This window comes from Bacillota bacterium (genome assembly GCA_036504675.1).
Taxonomy (GTDB): Bacteria; Bacillota; Sulfobacillia; order JAJYWN01; family JAJZPE01; genus DASXUT01.
In genome coordinates this window covers 1-21,931 of record DASXUT010000026.1, presented here as the reverse complement: position 1 = coordinate 21,931, position 21,931 = coordinate 1, and the positions used below count along the sequence as shown (strand labels likewise).

At 65.5% G+C, this 21,931-nt stretch carries 18 protein-coding genes and 1 tRNA gene; 15 read left to right on the top strand and 4 right to left on the bottom strand.

All coding sequences use genetic code 11. The features are described 5' to 3' along the window. Nucleotides 1-73 precede the first annotated feature (73 nt). The 7 genes from nadD to VGL40_01970 all read left to right on the top strand — a co-directional run bounded on the left by nadD (nucleotide 74) and on the right by VGL40_01970 (nucleotide 7,150). Complete coding sequence (gene nadD / locus VGL40_02000; GenBank protein HEY3314043.1) at nucleotides 74-703, top strand: nicotinate-nucleotide adenylyltransferase; 630 nt, start codon at nucleotides 74-76, stop codon at nucleotides 701-703. A gap of 68 nt (nucleotides 704-771) precedes the next feature. Next, nucleotides 772-1,029 carry an RNA-binding protein gene (locus VGL40_01995; GenBank protein ID HEY3314042.1) on the top strand — a complete coding sequence of 86 codons (258 nt, stop codon included), beginning with the start codon at nucleotides 772-774 and terminating at the stop codon, nucleotides 1,027-1,029. 501 nt (nucleotides 1,030-1,530) lie between these two features. After that, the gene (locus VGL40_01990) at nucleotides 1,531-2,916 is read left to right on the top strand and encodes an LCP family protein (protein HEY3314041.1); all 1,386 of its coding nucleotides are present in this window, start codon (nucleotides 1,531-1,533) and stop codon (nucleotides 2,914-2,916) included. Between the two features lie 42 nt (nucleotides 2,917-2,958). Continuing rightward, the gene (gene rsfS / locus VGL40_01985; GenBank protein ID HEY3314040.1) at nucleotides 2,959-3,327 is read left to right on the top strand and encodes a ribosome silencing factor; all 369 of its coding nucleotides are present in this window, start codon (nucleotides 2,959-2,961) and stop codon (nucleotides 3,325-3,327) included. 289 nt (nucleotides 3,328-3,616) lie between these two features. Further along, nucleotides 3,617-3,689, top strand: a tRNA-Ala gene (locus tag VGL40_01980). 125 nt (nucleotides 3,690-3,814) lie between these two features. After that, nucleotides 3,815-6,325 carry a leucine--tRNA ligase gene (leuS, locus tag VGL40_01975; protein HEY3314039.1) on the top strand — a complete coding sequence of 837 codons (2,511 nt, stop codon included), beginning with the start codon at nucleotides 3,815-3,817 and terminating at the stop codon, nucleotides 6,323-6,325. Between the two features lie 108 nt (nucleotides 6,326-6,433). Beyond that, complete coding sequence (locus VGL40_01970; protein ID HEY3314038.1) at nucleotides 6,434-7,150, top strand: helix-hairpin-helix domain-containing protein; 717 nt, start codon at nucleotides 6,434-6,436, stop codon at nucleotides 7,148-7,150. A 72-nt stretch (nucleotides 7,151-7,222) separates the two neighbouring features. On the opposite strand, the gene acs is transcribed toward VGL40_01970, so the two are convergent. Further along, nucleotides 7,223-9,190, bottom strand: coding sequence for an acetate--CoA ligase (acs, locus tag VGL40_01965; GenBank protein ID HEY3314037.1), 1,968 nt, complete (start codon nucleotides 9,188-9,190; stop codon nucleotides 7,223-7,225). Nucleotides 9,191-9,514: 324 nt separating this feature from the next. Here acs and VGL40_01960 point away from each other — a divergent pair, with 324 nt between their 5' ends. Continuing rightward, on the top strand, nucleotides 9,515-10,282 hold the full coding sequence (locus tag VGL40_01960; protein ID HEY3314036.1) for an SDR family oxidoreductase: 768 nt from the start codon (nucleotides 9,515-9,517) through the stop codon (nucleotides 10,280-10,282). A gap of 164 nt (nucleotides 10,283-10,446) precedes the next feature. Here VGL40_01960 and VGL40_01955 read toward each other — a convergent pair whose 3' ends face one another. Continuing rightward, complete coding sequence (locus VGL40_01955; protein HEY3314035.1) at nucleotides 10,447-11,685, bottom strand: DUF401 family protein; 1,239 nt, start codon at nucleotides 11,683-11,685, stop codon at nucleotides 10,447-10,449. A 174-nt stretch (nucleotides 11,686-11,859) separates the two neighbouring features. Between VGL40_01955 and VGL40_01950 the strand changes: the two genes are divergently transcribed. Further along, the gene (locus VGL40_01950; GenBank protein ID HEY3314034.1) at nucleotides 11,860-12,120 is read left to right on the top strand and encodes a hypothetical protein; all 261 of its coding nucleotides are present in this window, start codon (nucleotides 11,860-11,862) and stop codon (nucleotides 12,118-12,120) included. A 126-nt stretch (nucleotides 12,121-12,246) separates the two neighbouring features. Next, entirely contained in the window at nucleotides 12,247-14,898 is a 2,652-nt protein-coding gene (locus tag VGL40_01945; GenBank protein ID HEY3314033.1) for a DNA internalization-related competence protein ComEC/Rec2, read from the top strand. Between the two features lie 90 nt (nucleotides 14,899-14,988). Here VGL40_01945 and VGL40_01940 read toward each other — a convergent pair whose 3' ends face one another. Further along, nucleotides 14,989-17,226 (bottom strand): M6 family metalloprotease domain-containing protein, encoded by a 2,238-nt coding sequence (locus VGL40_01940; GenBank protein HEY3314032.1) that lies wholly within the window; start codon nucleotides 17,224-17,226, stop codon nucleotides 14,989-14,991. Between the two features lie 141 nt (nucleotides 17,227-17,367). On the opposite strand from VGL40_01940, the gene holA reads away from it, so the two are divergent. Then, complete coding sequence (holA, locus tag VGL40_01935) at nucleotides 17,368-18,558, top strand: DNA polymerase III subunit delta (GenBank protein HEY3314031.1); 1,191 nt, start codon at nucleotides 17,368-17,370, stop codon at nucleotides 18,556-18,558. Nucleotides 18,559-18,681: 123 nt separating this feature from the next. On the opposite strand, the gene rpsT is transcribed toward holA, so the two are convergent. Next, nucleotides 18,682-19,047: a 30S ribosomal protein S20 gene (rpsT, locus tag VGL40_01930; GenBank protein ID HEY3314030.1), complete on the bottom strand. Its 366-nt coding sequence runs from the start codon at nucleotides 19,045-19,047 to the stop codon at nucleotides 18,682-18,684. 184 nt (nucleotides 19,048-19,231) lie between these two features. Between rpsT and VGL40_01925 the strand changes: the two genes are divergently transcribed. The 4 genes from VGL40_01925 to VGL40_01910 all read left to right on the top strand — a co-directional run. Then, nucleotides 19,232-19,561: a phage holin family protein gene (locus tag VGL40_01925; protein HEY3314029.1), complete on the top strand. Its 330-nt coding sequence runs from the start codon at nucleotides 19,232-19,234 to the stop codon at nucleotides 19,559-19,561. A 245-nt stretch (nucleotides 19,562-19,806) separates the two neighbouring features. Continuing rightward, nucleotides 19,807-21,060: a stage II sporulation protein P gene (locus VGL40_01920; protein ID HEY3314028.1), complete on the top strand. Its 1,254-nt coding sequence runs from the start codon at nucleotides 19,807-19,809 to the stop codon at nucleotides 21,058-21,060. A 65-nt stretch (nucleotides 21,061-21,125) separates the two neighbouring features. Then, a complete protein-coding gene (locus VGL40_01915; GenBank protein ID HEY3314027.1) occupies nucleotides 21,126-21,431 on the top strand; it encodes a hypothetical protein in 306 nt (101 codons plus the stop codon). 94 nt (nucleotides 21,432-21,525) lie between these two features. Then, nucleotides 21,526-21,931 (top strand): GTP-binding protein (locus tag VGL40_01910; GenBank protein ID HEY3314026.1); only part of this gene is annotated, 406 nt, incomplete at its 3' end.

The window sequence follows — 21,931 nt, the reverse complement described above, 5'->3', positions numbered from 1 at the left end:
CTCTTTACCCAGGAAGATGCAGGAATCGGAATGAAGATGTAGAATTATTCGGAGCACATGGGAGTGGTCATAATTGGCCTCATCTGATCCCGCCCAGCCATGCCGGATCGGGGTAATGGGCGGGACTTTTGACCCAATCCACCATGGCCATTTGATCGCCGCGGAAGCTGTTCGCGACGAGTTGCGACTCAGTCAGGTCCTCTTCATTCCGGCCGGCCGTCCCCCCCACAAGATCAACCGGCGGGTCAGCCCGGCTGAACATCGGGTGGCCATGGTGAGACTGGCCGTGGCCGAGAACCCCTACTTTCGAGTCAGTACGGTCGAGATCAACCGAGAAGGACCCTCCTTCACCGTCGATACCATGCGTCAGTTGCGGCGGGAGCTCGGCGATGAGAGCAAGCTGTACTTCATCACCGGGGCCGACGCTGTCCTCGAGCTGTTGACCTGGAAAGACCCGCTGAAGATCTTCGAGTATTGCCAGCTGGTGGCGGTCGCCAGACCGGGATGCGAGCCCGACGACCTGAACCGGATGATCGCTGAAGTCGCCCGTTCCGGCGGGGTCGTGCATCGATTGGCTATTCCGGGAGTCGCCATCAGTTCAAGCAATATTAGAAGGCGGGTCAACGAGGGACGTTCGATAAGGTATCTAGTGCCGGACGCGGTAGGGGAGTACATCGGGAGGACCGGCCTGTATCGAGAGTAGCCCGGACAAAGGCCCAAGGGCAAGACCAAACGCGGCCAGCCGGGGAACGGAGGGGGGTGACACAACACATGACGAAGACCCTGTATGTCGGCAATCTTCCTTGGTCGACGACCGAGGATGAGCTGGCTCAGGCCTTCTCGCCCCATGCTGAGGTCAAGAGTTGCCGGATCATCACCGATCGGGAGACCGGCCGCTCGCGTGGTTTTGGGTTTGTGGAAGTTGGCGACGAAGACGCCGAGAGGGCCGTCACCGCCATGAATGGCACCCAGATGAGTGGTCGTGACCTGGTGGTCAACGAGGCTCGGCCGCGGCAACCGAAGTACTGAGGCGGCCAAGGCCCGGCGACATCGGTCAAGGTTGCACCGAAAGCGCGGCCCAGGCGGCCGCCACCCCTACTCAAAATTCAATCGTCGTCTTGACGGTGCCTCTAAACGCTCCGATCCTGGTTGGATTTCCGGCCGAATCAGCTTTGGAGGCTTTATTGTGCCCCGGACGGACCGACGAACGTTGCTGGACAGCAGTATCGGAGAGGTCCACCGGCGGACCGCTTTTTTGATTTCGTCATCAATTATTGTGGTCACCTGACATTCTGAAGGAACCCGTCGACCCGAGAGCCAGTCTAAAGCACAGCCTCGATGGAACGACTGCGGCCCGCGGCTATCCGCCCCGCGGTCCTTCGCTTAATCGATTAGTAGCAGCACTTTTATTAATCATTATTGTCTGTGAGCCCAGGTTCTTGACGTTGAAAAGGCTCCCACCGTTTGGTATAGTATTAAGGACCCATAAGGGCCGGATGTTTTGCGCGGTCAACCATCGGAGGTCTTCACATGCCCGGAGACATCCCTCCGGTAACCACCGAGTGGACGCGTGCTCCCGACCTGGGACCGCGGCGCTCGAAGAAAAAGATAAGGATCAAGTGGGGACGCATCGCCCTGGTTGCGGCGGCCGCCCTGGCCATTTTTCTGGTCATCCTGGGCAGCAGTGTATACAGCTTCTTGCGGGGCATTCACACCGACCTGACCCGTTTGACCGAGGGCCGCAACGGGGTCCCGGCCCCCCTGCCCGGGCAGCGGGTCAACATCCTCGTCCTCGGGCTCGACACTCCTCAGGACACCACCGGTTTCGGGGTCAATCAGGACCTGCGCTTCGCCAAGTTGCCGCGGCGGACTGACACCATGGTCCTCTTCAGCTTCGACCCGGAGAACCACGCCCTCAGCATGATCTCCGTCCCGCGGGACACCGAGGTCGTCCTGCCGACCAGCAACGGTCACATCGTCAAGATCAACCAAGCCCACGCCGACGGTGACCTCATCGCCGCCCAGACGGCCAAGGACAAGCAACTCAAGGACTACCCGAACTCCGTCGGCCCCGAGATGGCCATGGACGCGGTCTCCAAGCTTCTCGGCGTACCCGTCCACTACTACGTCCGCACCGATGTCCAGGGCTTCGTCAAGCTGGTGGACATTCTCGGCGGCGTGGAGATGGACGTGCCGCAGGACATGGACTACGATGACCCGTATCAGGACCTGCACATCCACCTGAAAAAGGGCCCGCAGCTGCTCAACGGCGAGAAGGCCATGGAGCTCGTCCGGTTCCGCCACGGATATGCCGAGGGCGACATCAAACGGGTCCAGGTCCAGCAGGAGTTCTTCAAAGCGGTCATGAAGAAGGCCCTGACCGTCGGGACCGTTTTCAAGATCCCGGCCCTGGCCGGTGAGGCCTCGAAATGGATCGACACCAATCTCCGGCCGTCGGACATCCTCAGCCTGGCCACCCAGGGCATGCGCTTGGACGGCGCCAAGGTCAAGACCGGGACGGTCCCGGTCACTGACGAATGGATCGGTGACGTCAGCTACGTCAAGGCCGACCCCGCCGGGACGAGGAGACTCGTGGACGAGCTGATCCGGGGGATCGATCGGACGGCCAACGCCAAGATTAAGGTCCAGGTCCTCAACGGCAGCGGGACCAGCGGTCTCGGGTCCACCCTCGCGGAGAAGCTCCGTGACCTGGGGTTCAACGTCGCCAACGTGGGCACGGCCGACAAGACCGATTACGCCAACACTCAGGTGATCGGGCTGGACGGCGACGACGACAACAAGGTCGTCGGCAAGGCCGTCTCGGGTTTTATCACGACCGCCCGGCTGTATCAGCGCAAGGAGAAGAACCCCCAGTTCGACGTGACGGTCATTGTTGGTAAAGACTACCCGCATTGACGGCGTTGAGCCGTGGCCATATTATCAACGGGAGGCGAATGAATGGTTAGAGACTCGGCGGACCTGGCCAACCTGGCCATCCAGGCCATCGAAGAGAGCAAGGGGCTGCGCATAGTGGCCCTCGACCTGTCCGAGTTGACCGTGGTCACCGATTACTTCGTCATCTGCAGCGGGACATCTTCGACGCACATCCAGGGCATCGCCGAGCGCGTCGAGGAGAGGTTCGAAGCGGCCGGATACCGGCTCCTCCACCGCGAAGGCGGCAAGAAGGGCGGCTGGGTCCTCCTCGACTACGCAGACATCGTCGTTCACATCTTTGATCAGATCAGCCGCGAATTCTATAATCTTGAACGCCTATGGGGCGACGCCAAGCCCCTTGAAGTACCCGCCGAGCAGGCCGCCGGGCGCTAGTGCCTGGGCCCTGCAAACTTGACAATGACCTACCTTGCGGCTATAATGTCTTCTGTAGCGTGAGCCGTGCGGTGGTGATAAATCGGGCGCCGCCGGCCTCGTCAAGTGCAGAGAGTGACAGGGCGAAGATCGGGAGCAAGACCTACCCGCCTGACCTGAAGAGAGCCGGCGCCAAGGTGCGAGCCGGTGGCAGGCGACGGTCGGACTCGCCCGGGAGTCGCACCGGCGAAAGCCAGTAGCCGGTGCCGCCGGCTGGCGTTAGCGGCCTCGACAAGTGGGTAGAGATACTGGGGCTGTAGCTCAGTTGGGAGAGCGCGTGAATGGCATTCACGAGGTCGAGGGTTCGATCCCCTTCGGCTCCACAGTATTTTTTTATCAAGTAGGGTGGTACCACGGGAGTGAGCCTCTCGTCCCGGATTGGGACGAGAGGCTGTTTTGTCTTTCTTCGGCCAAGTGAAGCCGGATACAGGATGTGGAGGGCCTAGCCATGGACGAGCGCTACGACTTCAGGGCGGTCCAGGATAGATGGGGCCGGCGCTGGGATGAAACCGGGCTGTACCGAGTCCGGGTCGACCGGACGAAGCCCAAGTTCTACGCCCTTGAGATGTTCCCGTACCCGTCGGGCGACCTCCACATGGGGCACGTCCGCAACTACACCATCGGTGACGTCATCGCCCGGTTCAAGCGGATGAACGGCTACAACGTCCTGCACCCCATCGGCTACGATGCCTTCGGCCTGCCGTCCGAGAACGCCGCCATCAAGCGGGGCATCCCGCCGGCCGAGTGGACCTACAAGAACATCGCCACCATGCACGGCCAGCTCAAGGCGTTGGGGATGAGCTACGACTGGGGCCGCGAGGTGGCCACCTGCCACCCCGGCTACTACAAGTGGACCGAATGGCTGTTCCTGCAGCTCTATCAGCGCGGCCTGGCCTACAAGAAGAAGGCCGCCGTCAACTGGTGCCCGTCCTGCGCCACCGTCCTCGCCAACGAGCAGGTCATCAACGGCGGCCATTGCTGGCGTTGCGACTCGCCGGTCACCAAGCGCGAGATCGAACAGTGGTTCTTCAAGATCACCGATTACGCCGACCGGTTGCTGGCCGACCTGTCGCTGCTCTCCGGTTGGCCGGAGCGCGTCCGAACGATGCAGGAGAACTGGATCGGCCGTTCTGAAGGGGTCGAGATGACCTTCCGGGTCGAGGGCACGGGCGACCCCATCCCGGTCTTCACCACCCGACATGACACCATCTATGGGGTGACCTTCCTGGTCCTGGCGCCGGAACACCCGCTGGTTGACAAACTCACCAGGGGCACCGAGTATGAGGAGCCCGCCCGTCGCTTCGTCGCCCGCGCCCGGGCGATGAGTGAGATCGATCGGACCTCGACCGAGACCGAGAAACAAGGCCTCTCCATCGGGGCTCGAGCGATCAACCCCTTGAGCGGTGAGGCCGTTCCCATCTGGATCGCCAACTACGTCCTCATGGAGTACGGGACCGGCGCGGTCATGGGCGTGCCCGCCCACGACGAGCGCGACTTCGAGTTCGTCAAGAAATTCGAGTTGCCGTTGCGGGTGGTCATCCAGCCCAAAGGCGAGCTGGACAAGGCGACGATGGCCGTGCCCTACAGCGGACCGGGGACGATGGTCAACTCCGGCCCTTATGACGGCCTCGACAATGAGCTGGGCAAGGCCAGGATCGCCGATTTCTGCGAGGCCAAGGGCCTCGGTATCCGCCGGGTCAACTACCACCTGCGGGACTGGCTCATTTCGCGCCAGCGTTACTGGGGCGCCCCGATCCCGGTCATCTACTGCGAGAAGTGCGGGATCGTCCCCGTGCCCGAGAGGGATCTGCCGGTCCTCTTGCCCGACGATGTCGTCTTCACCGGGACCGGTGAGTCGCCCCTGGCGACCTCGAAGTCCTTCGTCGAGACTACCTGCCCGACCTGCGGCGGGCCGGCCCGGCGCGAGACCGACACGATGGACACCTTCGTCTGCTCGTCTTGGTACTACCTGAGGTACATCACGGCCAGGTCCGAGCAGGTCGCCTTCGACTCGCAGGAGTCCGACTACTGGATGCCCGTCGACCAGTACACCGGCGGCATCGAGCACGCCGTCCTCCACCTTCTCTACTCCCGCTTCATCACCAAGGTCCTCCACGACGCCGGGCTGCTGGGCGAGGTCGAGCCGTTCAAGAACCTGCTGACCCAGGGGATGGTCCTCAAGGACGGGGCGGCCATGTCCAAGTCCAAGGGGAACGTCGTCAGTCCGGTTGAGATCATGGATAAGTACGGGGCCGACACGGCCCGGTTGTTCATCCTCTTCGCCTCGCCGCCCGAGAAGGAACTGGAGTGGAGCGACCGGGGCGTGGAAGGGGCCTACCGGTTCATCAACCGGGTCTGGAGGCTGGTCACGGCCGACGCCGAGACGATCAAGGCCCTTGACCGGGCCGGCCGTTCCGGGAAAGGCCCGGCGGGTGTGCCCGGCCACCTGGGTCCGGCCGAGCGGGAATTGCGGCGGGTCATCCACGTGACGATCAAACGGGCGACCGAGGACATCGAGGAGCGCTACAACTTCAACACCGCCGTCAGCGCCTTTATGGAGCTGGTCAACGCGGTCCACAAGTACAAGGACGAGGTCCCCGAGGCCAAGCAGAACCAGGCCGTGGTGGCCGAGGCCCTGGAGAAGTTGACCCTGCTGATGGCTCCCTTCGCCCCCTATTTAGCCGAGGAGCTCTGGTCGGTGATGGGCCACACCAACAGCGTCCACCTGCAGTCCTGGCCGATCTATGACCCACGGGCGCTGAAGGTCGACGAGGTCGAAGTGGTCGTCCAGATCAACGGGAAGATCCGTGATCGGTTGACCGTCCCGACCGGGCTGACCGAGGAGATGTTCCGCGAACTCATCCTCAAACACCGGCGGGTGCAGGAACTCATTGCCGGGAAGCGGGTCGTGAAGATCGTCGCCGTCCCGGACCGGCTGGCCAACATCGTCGTCAAGTAGGTCGGACGGCCGACGGGCCGTCGGTTTATCGAAAAAAGCCTTCGACAGTCGCAGGAGTCGCCCGGCGAGACTAGAAAGCCCCTCCCCCGATGCGGGGGAGGGGTTTTTGTGTTCCGCCTGGACCGGGCCGAGGTCGCGGTCATCGCCGCGATCCTCTTCTTGACGGCCGGATGGGGTGGGCTCGTCGCCTGGCGTCACCTGGGCGGCGGGCAGGCGGCCATCGCCGGCCCGTTGCCTGAGGGGACAACCTCGGGTGGGGCTCCGCGCGCAGCCCCGGGCGAAACTGCCGGCGGGGCGGCTCAGGGACAGCCGGCCGAGATCGTCGTCCACATGGCCGGGGCGGTGGCCAGGCCCGGGGTTTACCGCCTGCCGGCCGGCGCGCGGGTAGTCGATGCCGTCGCCGCCGCCGGTGGCCCAACCGAGGACGCCGCCGACGACTGGCTCAACCTGGCCGCCCCGGTGGTCGATGGGCAGAAAGTCTATGTCCCGAATCAAGCCGAGGCGAAAGCAGCGGCCCCGACGACTTCAGGCGCCGGCCGGGTCGCCGGGTCCGGCCGGGTCGCCGGGTCCGGCGGCGTCGCCGGGTCCGGCGGCGTGGGCGCGGGCTCGGAACTCGGGTCGGCAAGCCAGTCCAAAGTCAACCTGAACTACGGTGACCAGGCCGCCCTCGAGTCCCTGCCCGGCATCGGGCCGGCCCTGGCCGAGCGGATCATCGCCTATCGCGTTCGGCACGGCCCTTTCCAGAGCATCGAAGAACTCCGCAACGTGTCGGGGATCGGGGAAAAGAAATTTGAGGATCTAAAGTCGTTCGTTACCGCGCCGTGACCGACCAAGGGCCCCGGCCTTGACCGGTCCCTTTTGCCAGCCCTAGCCCTCTCAGCCCTAGCCCTCTCAGCCCTAGCCCTCCCCCTCAGCTTCATATTGGTCGCGAAGCTGGGCGACCACCGCCGGGTCGGCCAGCGTGGTCGTATCCCCCAGGGCCCGCCCCTCGGCGATGTCCCGCAGCAAACGGCGCATGATTTTGGCGCTCCGCGTCTTGGGCAGCTCCGCGGTGAAGAAGATGTCGTCGGGCCGGGCGATGGCCCCGATCTTCTTGGCCACATGGCGCTTGAGTTCTTCCTTCAGCCCTTCATCCGGCCGCGCCCCCTCCTTGAGGGTGACGAAAGCGGATATCGCCTGACCCTTGACCTCGTGCGTCTTGCCGATCACCGCCGCTTCGGCCACACTGGGGTGATCGACCAGGGCGCTCTCCACCTCATAGGTCGAGATGCGGTGCCCGGCCACGTTCATCACATCGTCCACCCGGCCCATCAGCCATAGGTAGCCGTCCTCATCGACCTTGGCCCCGTCGCCCGTCAGGTACTTGCCCGGGTAGCGCGACCAGTATTGACGGACGTAGCGGTCCGGGTCTCCGTAGATGGTCCGGGACATGGCCGGCCACGGCTTGGTGACGACGAGGTTGCCTCCGGCCCCCGGGCCGACGGTATTCCCCTGCTCGTCCAGGACCTCAACCTGGACCCCCGGGAAGGGACGGGTGGCCGATCCGGGCTTGGTGGCCGTCAGCCCCGGCAGCGGGGACACCAGGATCATCCCCGTCTCCGTCTGCCACCATGTGTCGACGATCGGACAGACGGCCCGGCCGACTTTCTCGTGATACCACATCCAGGCCTCGGGATTGATCGGCTCACCGACCGTGCCGAGCAGCCGCAGGCTGCTGAGGTCATGCTCGGACGGCCAAATTGCCCCCCACCGCATCATCGACCTGATCGCCGTCGGGGCGGTGTAGAGGACGTTGACACCGTACTTTTCGATGATCCGCCACCAGCGGCCGCGGTTGGGATAATCCGGCGTTCCCTCGTACATGAGAGCGGTAGCGCCGTTGGCCAGCGGGCCGTAGACGATGTAGGAGTGCCCGGTGACCCAGCCGATGTCGGCGGTGCACCAGTAGACGTCGTCCTCCTTGAGGTCGAAGATGTACCGGTGGGTCGAAGCTGTTCCGACCAGGTAGCCACCGGTGGTGTGAACCACACCCTTGGGCTTTCCGGTGGTCCCGCTGGTGTACAGGATGAACAGCATGTCTTCGGCGTCCAGCGGTTCGGCCGGGCACTCCACCGGTGCGCCGGAGACCGCCTCGTCCCACCAGATGTCCCGGCCTTCCCGCATCGGGACCCTGGTCCCGCCGGACCGTCCGACCCGGTCGACGACGACGACCCCTTGGATCGATGGGGTTTCCCTCAGGGCCTCGTCGGCGTTGGGCTTGAGCGGGACAATCCCACCGCGCCGCCAGGCTCCGTCGGCCGTGACCAGAACCTTCGCCTGGGCGTCGTTGATCCGGTCGCGGAGGGCCTCGGCGGAGAACCCCCCGAAGACGACGCTGTGCGGAGCGCCGATCTTGGCGCAGGCCAGCATGGCGATGGGCAACTCGGGGATCATCCCCATATAGATGGCGACCCGGTCCCCCTTGGCGACTCCGAGAGACTTCAGGGCGTAGGCGAATCGGTTGACCTCCCGTTGCAGCATGCCGTAGGTCAGGACCCGTGAATCCCCCGGTTCGCCCTCCCAGATGATGGCCACCTTGTTCCGGCGGAGGGAGGCGGCGTGACGGTCCACGCAGTTGTGGGCGGCGTTGATCTGCCCGCCGGGGAACCACTTGGCCCAAGGCGGAGTCCAGTCGAGGACCTGGTCCCAGCGCCGGGACCAATCGAGCCGGAGGGCCTCTTCGGCCCAGAAACCGGTCAGGTCGGTCTCAGCCCGATCGTAGATGGATTGGTCGCACACATTGGCACGGTGCCGGAACTCCTCCGGCGGGGCGAACATGCGTGTCTCCTGGAGCAGGGCTTCCAAGCGTTCTTGCTCGAGGGCCATGCCTCAACTGCACCTCCCACGGGGGCCTTAGAATAAATGTTGTACATGATAATCCAGAATATAAACCAATCATTCATTCGTTGCCGGTCGGGGAAACCCTATGCGATTAAGCGCACGAGTCAAACTTTTCAGTTACTTTGTGCTTTAATATTCTATTGCCCCTCAATTTTCGGTGTTACTGAAGGGGCCTTCGAACCCATCGCCGAGGGCCGTCCGGGCGCGTTGGTCGGGCCGAGGCTGGCCCAGGCGGCTGCATACCCCCCTCCGCATGAAGGCACACTAGGCCCATCCCATCTGTGGCGGGAGGCGACCGTCCTCTTGGAAGTGACCCGTAACCTGTTCAATCTCGACGGCCGGGTAGCCCTGGTCACCGGCGGCAGCCGTGGCATCGGCCGGGCCATCAGCCTCGGCCTGGCCACTTTCGGGGCCGACGTGGCCATCCTCGGGCTCAGCCCGAAGACCGAGGAGGTCATCGATGAAATCCGACGACTTGGCCGCCGAGGGCTGTTTGTCAAGGGCAATGTCGCCGACGTCGCCGACAGCCGCCGGGCGGTCGGCCAGATTGCCGCCGACCTGGGCAAGATCGACATCCTGGTGAATAACGCCGGAGTCGGCCCGACCCACCCGGCCGCGGAGGTCACTCCCGAGGAATGGGACGAGGTCATGGGGGTCAATATCCGCGGCCTCTTCTTCATCACCCAGGCGGTCGGAAAGCAGATGATCAAGCGCGGTCAGGGTGGCCGGGTCATCAACATCGGCAGCATCTTCGGGATCGTCGGAAGCGAGATTGGGGCCAGCGTCTATCACGCCGCCAAAGGGTCGATCGTCGTCCTCACCAGGGCCCTGGCCTGCGAATGGGCCAAGTCCGGGATCCTGGTGAATTCCATCGGGCCGGGCTTCATCACCACCGACCTGACCAAGGAACTCCAGACCACTCCCGTTCTCGGCGACCTGATCAAGAACAGGCACGCCCTGGGCCGGTTCGGCCGGCCGGAGGAAATCGTCGGGGCCGTCGTCCTCATGGCCGGCGACGGCGCCACCTTCATCACCGGACAGAACCTCTACGTCGACGGGGGGTACACGGCTTGGTGAAGCCGGCCCGCCCCGGAGAACGACGACCGGGCCTCCGCCGTCAAGGAGGTCCTGAGCGTGGCCGAGAAAAGCGAGATGCCAGTCGTCTTCGACTGGCATCACCCGTCTGCATGAATGGTGAAGTCCCCCGATGAAGCCGGGCGTCGGGCCGCCTCAGTGGGCCATCAGCGGGCGATGAAGTAGATGATGGCCATCGTCACCAACACCGCCGACAGCGGAATGACGTAGTGACGGTAGACCTTGGTGAGGTCGGCTCGGAAGTACTGGACCGAGAAGATCTGACAGAGATGAAGAGGAGAGGCGACGTAGGCCACGTAACTGCTGGCGTAGATCAGCATGGCGTAGAGGGGCTTGTCCGGCGTCGGTACGGTGGCCAGGAGGACGGGAACGGTCATGGCGATGGTCGTGGCTTGAGCGGCTGAGGCCAACCCGATGACCAGCGGGATGATGACGCATAGGAGGGACAGGGGCACGCCATTGCCGGTCAACCACTCGATCATCGTCGGGAAAATGGTGACTCCCTTCACCGCCCAGAGGAAGACCATCACCCCGGCCATCGTCCCGACCATCGGCCAGTTGACGCCACGGAGGGGAAGGTCCCACCGGAACTTGGGATGACGCCGGCCGAGGGCCATCCCGACGACGATACCGACCGCCAGGGCGGCCCACAGCGGCAGCCGAAACAGCCCATAGAAGGGGATGGGTAGGCCGACCCCGAGGATGATCGCCGTCAGGAGGGGGGCTCCGGTGACCAGGAAATCGCGAAGGCCCGGCCAGAAGCGATAGCCGACCCCCAGGGTCGATTCCCTCGGCAGCCGACCGAAGAAGTAGAGATAGCCGGAGACGAGGGCGGCGACCGAGATCGGCCACTGCAGGCGGATCAGGCCGAACACGTCAACCGCGTCCAGGCGGGCCAACAGCACGAGGCTGGTGCTGAAGGGGAAGACGAAGAACCAGGCATGGCGGAAGATGACGTTGATGGCCGACTTGCGTTCGCGGTCGATGTCGAGGCGGTCGCCAAGGGCGTCGACCATCGGCGCCGAGACAATCGCTCCGCCCATCACCGGCAGGCACCCGACGACCCCGGGGACGAGGGCCAGCGACAGTTTTGTGCTCCGGAGCAGGCGGGCCAGTGCCTGCGACATGGCTTGCAGTAAGCCGAAGTCGCCCATCACCCGGGCCAGAGCGGTGATCAGGGCGACGATGACGGCCAACTCGATCGTGTCCCGCGCGGTCAGAGCGCGGTAGAAGGTGGTCAGAAGGCCGAGGGGCCGCTCGAAGCCGCCGGCGAAGAGGCCGAGGACGGTCGAACTGATCAACATGATCAACCCCAGCTGCATCCGGCGACTGGATAACCAGAAGATGAGGGCGAAAGCCACGATAACACCGATGATCTCGCGCATTAGCCGGGTATCCTCCCTTGCCGACGATCTCTCGTATTCTTGGGACGAGCAGGTGTTTCCTCCTGGAAGGCTCAGGCGATCGGTTCCGTACTTGGTCGGCTCCGTGCTCGGCCGGAATCGACCCGGACCACCCCAGCGGGACGGGGATGGCCGGGTGAAGCGAGGTGATCGCGGATGGAGAAGAAAAACGGACAGCCTGAGACGAGGGAAAAAGGCGAGGGCGGCAACGAGGCCTCTGGATACCAGAACGAACCGGTCGAGGCCCGGTCGTACATGATCAACGCCATGTCCCCGGGCGCCCGGGCCATTGCCGAGTTCAAGGAGGCCAACGCCCGGGCGGCCAAGGAGCCTACGCCTGAGCCGGCTTCCGCCGGCGGCGGGCGGGGGACGAAAGCGGCGAGACCGCAACCGAAGCCTGATCAAAGCCGACCGTAGCGGAAATTGGTGGAGTGGAGCGGCTTCGGCCCCCGGGGTGATCCCCGGGGGCTTTCGGTCGACAAGCGAGAGGATTGGCTGACGGGATGACGAAAGCCCCTTCCCCGCCCGGGGAGGGGTGGCCGATTGAGCCCGCTGATCCTTGTGGCCGTTGGCTATGGCCTGGGAGTGGTCTTCGGGGCGGCCGTGTCGACCGGCTCGCCGTGGGTCGCCGGTCTGACAATGGTCGCGGTCGCGGTCGGACTGACGGCCGTGGTCATCGGCCTGCGCCCGCCCCCCGCGTCCGCCAGGTGGCAGGCTTCGTCGGCCTCGTGGGTCGGCTGGTCACGGGGCACCCCGGTCCGATCAGGCATCTTCGGCGTGGCTTTGCTGGCCATCGGCTTCGGGGCCCTCAACGCCCTGGAGGCTCGGTCGTCGGGCTTGGGCAGCCTCGGCCGGTGGGTGGCCGCCCAGGCGGCCATCGCCACCGGTCCCGCCTCAACCGGCTCCGGAGAGCTCTCCCGCTGGGTCACTCTGTCCGGGTCGGTGGTCGGCGACCCCGAGGTCCGGTCCGGATCCCTGCAGTACCTGGTCAGGGTGCGGGAGGTCGCCACCGCCCGCCAGACGGTGAAGCTCGAGGGCCTGGTCCTCGTCCGCGAGAGGGTCGGTGGCCCCGGGGACACCCCGAATTCCGCGTCCCCGGCCTTACCCCGCCATGGGGCATCCGTCAGGTTGCACGGGGACCTTAGCCTGCCGCGGCCTCCCGGCAACCCTGGAGAGTTCGACTACCAGGCCTACTTGCGTCGCCGCGGAGTGGCCGCGCTCCTGGACGTTCAGCAACGCGAGGCCGGGCGGGGCCCCCCGATCCCCACCATGACCGGGCTCGCCCTGGCCTGTCGCCAGTCCCTCGGAGACTCCGTCGCCAAGCACCTCAGGCCAACTGAAGCCGCCCTCCTGCAAGGTATCGTCTTTGGCGGCAGCCGCGGCCTGCCGCCGGAGGTCGAGAAGGCTTTCCGAGACGCCGGAGTCTTCCACATCCTCGCCGTCTCCGGCTCCAACGTGGCCTTCGTCAGCGGAGCCGTCGTCTGGTTGGCCCGCCGGCTTCGGTTACGGCCGCAGCGGGCGGCCCTGGCGGCCATCGCCGTCGTCTGGTTCTACGCCTTGATGACCGGGATGGGGGCCTCCGTCGTCCGGGCTTCCATCATGGCCACCGTGGTCCTCCTCGGCCGGACCTTGGGGCGTCCCACGTCGGCCGCCAGTGGCCTGGCCCTGTCCGGCTTGATCATCCTGGTGCGCTCTCCCCTGGAGATGGCCGACTCGGGCTTCCAGCTTTCCTTCCTGGCCACGGCGGGGCTGCTCGGTGCGGCCGAGGACCCCGGGACACCGGCTGCCCGCCGCTCGGCCCGGCGAGTTGGCGACCGGACTATGGGGCGTCCGCATCCCGCGGCGACGGCCCTGAAGGCGACCATCGGGGCCCAACTGGCCCTGCTGCCGCTGACCCTCCACCTCTTCAACCAAGCGCCGTGCCTTGCCTTGGTGAGCAACCTGGCGGTCGTCCCCCTGGCTGGGTTCCTGGTCGTGGCGGGGGTCGTCGCCGCCCTCCTCGGGCTCATCACTCCATCCCCGTTGGCCGCGGCCGTCTTCCTTCCTTGCCGTCTGGCGCTATGGGCCTTGACGGCCATCGTGACCTTGGCCGGTCGCCTGCCGGCGGCTTACTTCCACGCCGCCATCCCGCCTTGGTGGCTTGACGTGGCCTACTATGCCTCGCTGGGTTGGTGGTATGTGTCCCGACGACGGGTCGGCCCCGGCCCCGGGATCGCGGGTCCGCCACGGACAGCCAGGTCCCTGGCGCCCGGCGTCCTCATCGCCATCCTGGCGCTCGTCCTCTTCCTCTGGCCGCGCCTACTGCCTCCCTCCCGCCTGAGCGTGACCTTCCTCGACGTCGGCCAAGGTGATTGCGCCGCCGTCCGCCTGCCCGGGGGCGGCTGTGTGCTCATCGACGTGGGGAGCCGCACGAGCACGGGGAGCGCGGCCGGGCGGGAGGCCTCCGCGCCGGCCACCATCATCGACGCCGGCGCCAGGACCATCGTGCCCTATCTGCACCGAATTGGGGTCTGGCGGATCGACCTCCTAGTCGTCACCCACGCCCACGACGACCACAGCGGCGGGCTGGCCGCGGTGCTGGATGCCCTGCCCGTGGGGATGGTCGCCATGGGTCGGGTGCCGGCGGGCGGGACTGCTTTCACCTGCGAGGGTCTCGACCTGGCCCGCCCGCGGCTGGCCGGCCGCGGCCCACCGATCATCGCTCTGACCGCCGGGGAAGACATCGAGTTGGCGGGCGGCTCGGTCCTCCGGGTCCTCAGCCCGGGCTCGGCGGCCCTCACGGGCACCCATTCCGACGTCAACAATTCCTCCGTCGTCCTGAGACTGGACTGCGGCCCGGCGACCTTCCTGTTCGCCGGGGACCTCGAAAGCGAAGGCGAGGCGGCTCTCCTGAGCCGGCCGGCGGGGCTCGGGGCAGGACGGGCAGAGCCGGCCGCGGTCATCGTCCTCAAGGTCGCCCACCATGGGAGCCAGTTCTCGACCTCGGCTGAGTGGCTCGCCGCCGTCGCCCCATCCTTCGCCGTCATCTCCGTCGGCCCAAACAGCTTCGGGCACCCCTCTCCGCGGACGGAGGCCAGGTTGGCCGCGGCCGGGGCGACGGTCCTCCGGACGGACGCGGACGGGGCGATCACCTTCACCGTCGATGGCCGAGGATTGCGGGTCAGGACGTTCCGCCGGGGCCGAACTGGTCGGTAACGGAAGGCGATCATAAGAAAGGAGGCGGGACGATGGTCCCGCCTCCTCGGAAAGCCGACCGGCCGGCCGGTCCAACGATGGCTCAGGGGATCACTTGAAATCGACGGTGATCTTGGCCCCGCTGCCGTCATCGGAGATGCCGTCGACGTAGACCTTGACCCCGTACCCGGCCGGCACGATGACGCTGGTGTCAGAGGTCGTGAACCGACCCGGGCTCTCCCACCACGGCAGGGAGTCGTCGAAGGCGCCCACGCCGGGCTGCGGCGCCACTGTTGTCAGCCTGCCGCTGCGGTCGTGGATGGTCAGGGCCGGGGTGTTCGCCAGCCCAAAGGCGGCGTCAAAGACCTGGATCCTGGTGCGCAGCGGGCGACCGTCGACGCCCCGGACATGCTTCCAATGGGAATCGACCATCAGCAGGCGGCCCTGGCCCGGATGCAGGCCGACCCAGTTGTCGACAAAGGCGGTGTCTCGGTACCAGAGCAGGACGCCGGGGCCGTAGGAGAAACGCTCGAAGCTGTCGTTCGGGTAGACCGTCTTGAAGTAGTTGTAGACGTACTTCAGACTGTTGTCAAAGCCCACGAAGTTCCGAAGCTCACCGATGTAGTAGTGAGCCTTCATCGTGGTCGAGCTGCCGGCGAAGACCTGAAAGCCATTGAAGGTCCAGCCGGGGGCGCCGGTCTCGGCCCCGTCGAAGTAGCCCAACTCGGGGAGGCTGACGTTGTCGATAACCCAGCCCTTCTGGGCCACTCCCGGATCGGTGTAGTAGCGGAAGCGCAGCTGGATTGGCCTGCCGGCGTACGCGGACAGGTCATAGCTGGCGTCCACCCAGCCGCCACTGGTCCCGGTGATCCCGGGAATGCCTTCGGTGACGGTGGTTATGCTGCCGGCCACGAAATTCCAGCTGGCGCCGTTGTCCTTGGAGACCTCGACGTAGCCGTAGTCGTAGTCTTTCTCGATGTCATACCAAGTCTTGAAGTTAAGGGTGGCGGAGGTCACTCCGCTCAGGTCGAAGGCCCGGGTCATCGTGTTGTTGAGGTCGTCGCCCATCTGGCTCCAGAACTCGAACTGGCCTTCATAGGGGGCGACGACGCTGAGGGTGACCGGGTGGGCCGGGAGGTTGACCCGGAAGCCCTTGGCGAAGGACCCGTTGATCTCGGTGTTGCGGATGTGAAAACTCCGCTGGCCGGCGCCTTTATCGACTTCCTTCAGGTCGGGGGTCCAGCCGAGGACCATCTTGGACCAGATGTCGAGGTCGGAGGGCTGGGCGCCGAGCGGGACGCCGCACCAGCTGCCGGAGGACATCAGGGTCCAGAAGCCGGTCGAGGACTCGCCGCTGTAGATGGTGTCGTAGAGGTCGGGCAAGCCGAGCTGGTGACCATACTCGTGGGCGAAGACGCCGGTGGCGCCGTCTTCGGGCTCAATGGTGTAGGACCCGACCCAGGTCCCGTCGGCCGTCCGATAGCCGTAGTGAGCATAGTCGACGAACCAGCTGTGCGACCAGATGGAATCGTCGCCCTGGGCCCCGCCGCCGCCTTCCTGACCGGCGCCGGCGTGGACCAGCATCAGGGAATCGACATAACCGTCTCCATCGGCGTCAAAGTCCCGGTAGGGGATGTTCAGGCCGGCCGCCGCCGCGGCGTCGACCGCATCCTTGACGACTCTCCATACCGGACCGTTCAAGTCGTCGGTTCCGCCGTTCGGATCGTCCGCACCGTAGTAGGCCTCATCGTGCGGCAGCTGGACCCATCCATAGACGCCGCCGTCAACGGTGAAAACCCCATCCGATTGCTTGATGTAGTAGGACGCCAGAGAATCCGGATTATTGCGGTTGAAGAGCGTGTCTACATAATGGTCCCGCTCAAAGCTCGGAGCCCAGTAGTCCTTGGTCGGGTCGGCCGGTTGCGGGAGGTTGCCATGCATCGGTCCGGGGGCCTGGGCGAACTCGATCAGGAGGACCAGGATCTTGCCCACGCCGGTCTTCTTGCTGAGCGGGATGGGCTGCGAGCCGGGGGTGTTGCCGCCGCGGAAGGCCTTCTCCATCTGGCCGACTTCCTTGGCGCCCTTGGGCGAGGGCTTGTCCACTGAGGACACGTACTTGCCCTTACCGTTCAGCTTCACGTTCAGGTAGTTGTGAAGGATGCTCTCGGCCTGATCCGGGTCGGCTCCGGCCGGGATCAGCCCGCGGGCCTGAAGGGCCTCCATGATCTTGCCCTCGTTGGGTGGCATGGCCGACGGCCCCCCGGTCTTCGGGGCCGACCAGCCTACCACTGACGCCATCGATAGGACCATGGCCAAGCAGGCGACGACGCTGACAATCCTTCTAACCAAACGTCTTCCCTCCCGGATTTGGAATTGGGGGAAAATATCCCCACTTCTAATCTTATCAGCCCGGAGGTGCGAAGGAAGTCGAAAATAGTCAAGAAGTTTCAGTCGGAGGTTTTCGCCCGGGGCGGGTCGAAACCACAGCCCATGAGCCAAACACTCGGCTATGAAGCCGCTCTGAAGGAGTTCGAGGGAGGGGCGATTCGCCCAGTCTACCTGCTCTTCGGCGAGGAGCCCTTCCTTTTTGACGAGCTCGTGGCGGCGGCCCGTCGTCGGCTGACTCCCCCAGGTCTGGAGGACTTCAACTTCAGCCGGTTCGACGGGGCCACGGTGGCTCCCTCAGAGGTCACCTCGGCCGCCGAGACCCTTCCCTTCATGGCTGAGAAGCGACTGGTCGTGGTCGGCGAGGCTCGCTTCTTCCGCCCCGGCCGCCGGAAGGCTGCCCAATCGGCTAAGGCCGGTTCCGGGAGGTCCGGCGCCGAACCGGCCGAGCCCGATCCGGAAGTGGGCGAAGAGGAGGCTGAGGGAGACGCCGCCGCCGGTGAGAGCGCCGCCGCGGCCGGCGTGGGCTCGAGCCCGGCCTCGTCAAGCGAAGCCGAGCCCAACGCCCTCCTAAGCTACCTGGCCTCGCCGTCACCGACGACCTGTCTTATCTTCACCCTGACCAGCGGGCGTGAGCGCCGGCTGCCCGACCCCGACCGGCGCCTGAAGGTGACCAAGGCGGCCGAGAGAGCGGGGGCCCTGGTCAACTGTGCCAAGCTGAAAGATTGGCAGGCCGCCAGGTGGGCCGCTCAGAGGGCGGCTGGGGCCGGTAAGCAACTCGACCAGGGAGCGGCCCTGGAGCTGATTCACACGGTCGGCGACGACCTGCGGACGGTGGCCCAGGAGCTGCAAAAGGTCGCTCTCTACACGGGCGACCGTCCGGTCATCACCCCGGGGGACATCGCCGCGGTGGCCTCGCCCACGGCCGAGCGACGGGTCTGGGACCTCGTCGACGCCCTCGGCTACCGGAGGCGGGAACAAGCCCTGGAGCTCCTGCGGGCCCTCGACCGTCAGGGAGTCCACCCCTTGGCCGTGATGGGCCTGATGACCATGCAACTGCGCCGCCTCCTCAAGACCCGGGTCCTCCTCGATGCCGAGACAGACCAGGCAGGCATCGCCGCCGCCCTCGGGGTCCAACCCTTCCTCGTCGGGCGGTTGGTTGAGCAGGGCCGCGGCTTCACCGCCGAGGAGCTCATCCGGGCAATCTCCAGGACTTTTGAGACCGATTTGCTGATCAAGACGACCGAGACCGACCCGGCTTTGGCCGTCGAGCTTCTCCTCCTCGACCTGGTATGAGGGTCTGAAGCCCCCGCGGGGGTGAGGCCAAGCTCCCCCCAAGCTTCCCCGGTCGGTCCCTCGACTGAGCCGATAAGAGGACCCCGAAGGCGGTTCGCCTTCGGGGTCGTTTGTTCTACGGGTTCAGGGCGCCGCGACCTTCTCTTCGGCCGGAGTCTTTTCGACCACGGGCTCGGGAGCGGGAGCGGTCTTCTTGCGGGTCCGCGTGGCCCGCTTTGGTTTGGCCTTGGCCAATGGGGCAAAGGCTTTGGCCAGCCGGGACTTCTGCCCGGCGCCGGCCCGCTCGTGGATCACTCCACGGCCGGAGGCGCTGTCGATCAAGCTGGTGGCCTGAACCAGCAACCGACGCGCGTCGTCGACCTTCTTCTCAGCAATGGCATCCCTGTACTCCCGGGTCACGGCGCGGATCCGGCTGTGGACCCCGCTGTTGATGACCCGCCTCTTCTCGGCCGTCCGGGCTCTCTTGGCCGCTGACTTGATGTTGGCCACTTTAGCTCACCTCCTGCTTACAAGATTTTACCATGGCTGCCAGCGATGACGCAAGCTCGGCCGGTTTTGACCAGGGGGCAGGCCGGCAGAAAACCCTCCCCGGCGCATAAAGCCTGTCTAGACAGGGTAGTCTAGGATTGGAAATCCATTACTTTCAGTCCAATCCTGAGGGGGGTGAAAACCGGTGCTCGGAGCGATTGTCAGGTTCGTCGTCTCCGCTCTCGTGCTGTTGTTCGTGCAGTACATTGTCCCCGGTTTCAGGATCGCCGGCTTCTGGAATGCCCTTCTGGCGGCCTTGGTCATCGCCGCCATCGGCTGGGTCATCGAAGCCGTCCTGGGACGCCGGGTGTCGGCGCAGAGTCGTGGCTTGGTCGGCTTTGTGGTCTCGGCCGCGGTGATCTACCTGGCCCAGTTCCTGGTCCCGACAATGCGGGTGTCGATCATCGGGGCCCTGCTGGCGGCCCTCGTAATCGGGGTCATCGACGCCTTGGTGCCGACGCAACTGCGGACTTGAACCGGCCCGTGGTGGTCGCCGGTTGACGGCGGCCTCCCGCGGGGGTCCCGTGGTCGAGGAAGACCTCAAACCCCATCGAGCCCGTCCAAGACGGGCTCGTCCAGAACGACCCCAGGACCGGATCCCGGGCGCTAAGCATGAGGGCGCGCGGGATTTTCGCATCCCCTGGGGCCAATTCCCGGACTGGGACAAAAGTCATGGACGGCCCTGTCCATCATAGGATAGGTTACATGGGGGTGACGGGCTTGGCCAAACGACGCTGGAAGGCGACCGCCCGAATAAGGGTGCCCGGTCTCGGCCGGATCCATGCCGGGCTGATGGCCTTATTCCTCCTCGCCTGTCTGGCCACCGTCGGCCTGCTGATCGACGACTCAAGGCTGATTCTGCTGGTCCGCCCGGCGGGGTCGGTCAGGTCCGACCAGGTCGCCGTCACGGCCCTGGCTACCGGGCAGCCCGCCGCGCCAAGCGGACCGTCCGTTCAGGCCGCGACGGCGTCTGATCAGGACCTCAACCCCGGAGCCGCCCGGGGGTGGAAAGACCTGCAGAGACGGCTCCTCCGTGGCATCCTCGACCAGACCATTCCGCTGATGGGCCTGCAGGAGGCCGGCCCGTCGCCGGCCGTGGATGATGGTCTACTGAACCAGGCCGCCGTCTACGTCCTGGGGTTCAGGCCGACCGATCCCCTGTCGCTCTTGAACGCCGGCGTGCCGCTGTTCGGCCGGACCCAGGTGGCGTCCGGAGCCGACTCCGAGGCCGGAAACGGTGGAGCCCATGAGGAGGTCGTCGTCCCGCCGCCGGCTGAGCCATCGACCCCGACCGTCGGGACCGACCCTTTGATCCTGGGAGACAAGGGCCAGATCGTCGTCGGCGTCTACAGTACGCATTCATCCGAGTCGTTCTCGCCAGACCTTCTCGCCGCGGGGAAGCCGGCCCAGCCTAACGCCTACTCGAGCGACCTGAACTACAACGTCATGCGGGTCGGCGAGGAACTGGTCCGGGAACTGCACGACCGATACGGGCTCGGGGCGGTCCAGATCCGCCGGGCCCACGACGCCGATGGCTATCTGGGGGCCTATACCCGCTCAGCGACGACCGTCCAGGACCTCTTGCGAGACTACCCAGGCCTGCAGATGATCATCGACCTGCACCGGGACTCGGCCGCCCGCCAGGACACCATCCTGAAGGTTGACGGAAAAGACGTCGCCCGAGTGATGCTGATCATCGGCAGTGGCTCAAAGCAGCTCCGCCAGCCCAACTGGCAGAAGAACTATGCCTTCGCCCGCCAGGTCTCGGCCGCCCTGGAAGCCCAGTACCCCGGCCTCTGCCGGGGGATCGTCGTCAAGGCCGACCGCTACAATCAGCATTTCTCGCCGACCGTCCTCCTGTTCGAGGTGGGCGGGCAGGACAACTCGCTTGATGAGGAATTGCGGACCGCGCGGATCCTGGCGAAGGTCATCTCGGGGCTGGTCAAGAAGCCGGCCGGGTCGACCGGGACCTGACGGCCCACCGTCGGCCTCCCGCCGCCCCGCATAATCCGGCCCCGATTAGGCAACGTATTTCCAGTATGCCAGATCGCTTCAAAACGGCGGCCATCTTCCTGGCCGCCATCGTCATCCTACAGTTCGGCCTGTCGACCGCCGAGGCCGGTTTGTCGTACCTGGCCGGTCGCCCGTTCGCCGGACAAGCCTTCAGCGTCGATCGACCGGAGCCGGGCGTCTACGCCCTGTCCCTGGTCGGTCACCGCGGACACCTGTCGGAGACGCTCACCGTCGCCGAGCTTCGGCGGCAACCCGCCGGCCGGATCGCCCTCGGCACGGTCGAGGCTTGGCGGGGCGCCCTCAAGCGGCTCTGGAACGCGCTCGGCCGCTAAGCGGCCGGGACCGCGGCCTTGCCGGGGTTTTCGCGGCAGGTGTATAATCTATGTATCTAGCTGTCTTAATCCCGCGCCGAAAGGGATTTTCTTTATGCCTCAAGAGCGTCTCAGGAACTTTTGCATCATCGCCCATATCGACCACGGCAAATCGACCTTGGCCGACCGCGTCCTCGAAAAGACCGGGGCCATCGCTGCCCGCGACATGCAGGAGCAGGTCCTCGATCAGATGGACCTGGAGCGGGAGCGGGGGATCACGATCAAGGCCACCGCCGTGCACCTGACCTACCACGCCAAGGATGGGCAGGACTACGTCCTGAACCTCATCGACACGCCGGGGCACGTCGACTTCTCTTACGAGGTGTCGAGAAGTCTGGCCGCCTGCGAGGGGGCCCTCCTGGTGGTCGACGCCACCCAGGGCATCGAGGCTCAGACTCTGGCCAATGCCTATCTGGCCATGGATCACAACCTGGCGATCGTCCCGGTCATCAACAAGATCG

Bases quoted from the DNA above. Each gene is read 5' to 3' on its own strand.
- VGL40_01995 (HEY3314042.1), top strand. From the start codon at position 772: ATGACGAAGACCCTGTATGTCGGCAATCTTCCTTGGTCGACGACCGAG.
- VGL40_01990 (HEY3314041.1), top strand. From the start codon at position 1,531: ATGCCCGGAGACATCCCTCCGGTAACCACCGAGTGGACGCGTGCTCCC.
- rsfS (HEY3314040.1), top strand. From the start codon at position 2,959: ATGGTTAGAGACTCGGCGGACCTGGCCAACCTGGCCATCCAGGCCATC.
- leuS (HEY3314039.1), top strand. From the start codon at position 3,815: ATGGACGAGCGCTACGACTTCAGGGCGGTCCAGGATAGATGGGGCCGG.
- acs (HEY3314037.1), bottom strand. From the start codon at position 9,190: ATGGCCCTCGAGCAAGAACGCTTGGAAGCCCTGCTCCAGGAGACACGC.
- VGL40_01955 (HEY3314035.1), bottom strand. From the start codon at position 11,685: ATGCGCGAGATCATCGGTGTTATCGTGGCTTTCGCCCTCATCTTCTGG.
- VGL40_01950 (HEY3314034.1), top strand. From the start codon at position 11,860: ATGGAGAAGAAAAACGGACAGCCTGAGACGAGGGAAAAAGGCGAGGGC.
- holA (HEY3314031.1), top strand. From the start codon at position 17,368: ATGAGCCAAACACTCGGCTATGAAGCCGCTCTGAAGGAGTTCGAGGGA.
- VGL40_01915 (HEY3314027.1), top strand. From the start codon at position 21,126: ATGCCAGATCGCTTCAAAACGGCGGCCATCTTCCTGGCCGCCATCGTC.